The sequence below is a fragment of the Morganella sp. HMSC11D09 genome (genome assembly GCF_001807955.1).
In the GTDB taxonomy this organism is placed as follows: domain Bacteria; phylum Pseudomonadota; class Gammaproteobacteria; order Enterobacterales; family Enterobacteriaceae; genus Morganella; species Morganella morganii.
Map to the genome: position 1 here is coordinate 116,416 of NZ_KV791702.1, position 631 is coordinate 117,046.

Genomic DNA, 631 nt, shown 5'->3' on the forward strand with positions numbered 1-631 from the left:
CTGGCCGCACACACAACACGGCTGGCTTTTCACCCACTGTAGGTATTTCAGACTCTCCCAGCGCTGATATTTCGGGATTTTCATAAAGCTTTGCGGCGGCTCAGGATCCACTTTAAGAACAACGACCGGCTTTATCTTCTCTACGATTTCCTGAACAATCCGGCTGTGTGAGCACGGTTGATGGACAATGGAATGCTCTGTCATGGTGCCGGTTATCTCTTCCTCCGGTTTCTGCATCAGGATGTATGAGCTGATAAAGGCAGGAAGATGATCACTGACGCGGCGCATCACCGACCAGGTGAACAAATCGGAAGGATTAAGAAGATGACCAGCCGGCAGCCGCAGATCGGTAAAGATGCTGCGTGCCACAAACGCCCGTTGGTTGTGTAACAGAATTTCGTCCGCCTGCTGCTGGTGGACATCACCCGCCCGCAAGATGTTGTCATGGTGCCAGCATGTCCGGATAAAACCATCTTTGTGGCGGGTCATGGTCAGTTCGTGGTGGTGATAAGGGTTTTCCGGATCGTTAATCTGGCAGTAGCCAACGGATTTAACATAGTGACGGGATCCGGATAGTCCACCGGCGACTTTTATCACGGCTGGATTATCCAGGAAACGAAGCACCCGCTCA

1 protein-coding gene is annotated in these 631 nt (G+C 52.0%); it reads right to left on the reverse strand.

Annotated features, from left to right (window positions below; genetic code table 11):
• A partial coding sequence (locus HMPREF3119_RS19880) for a DUF968 domain-containing protein (protein ID WP_246829289.1) occupies positions 1-597 on the reverse strand: 597 nt, incomplete at its 3' end.
• Positions 598-631 lie beyond the last annotated feature (34 nt).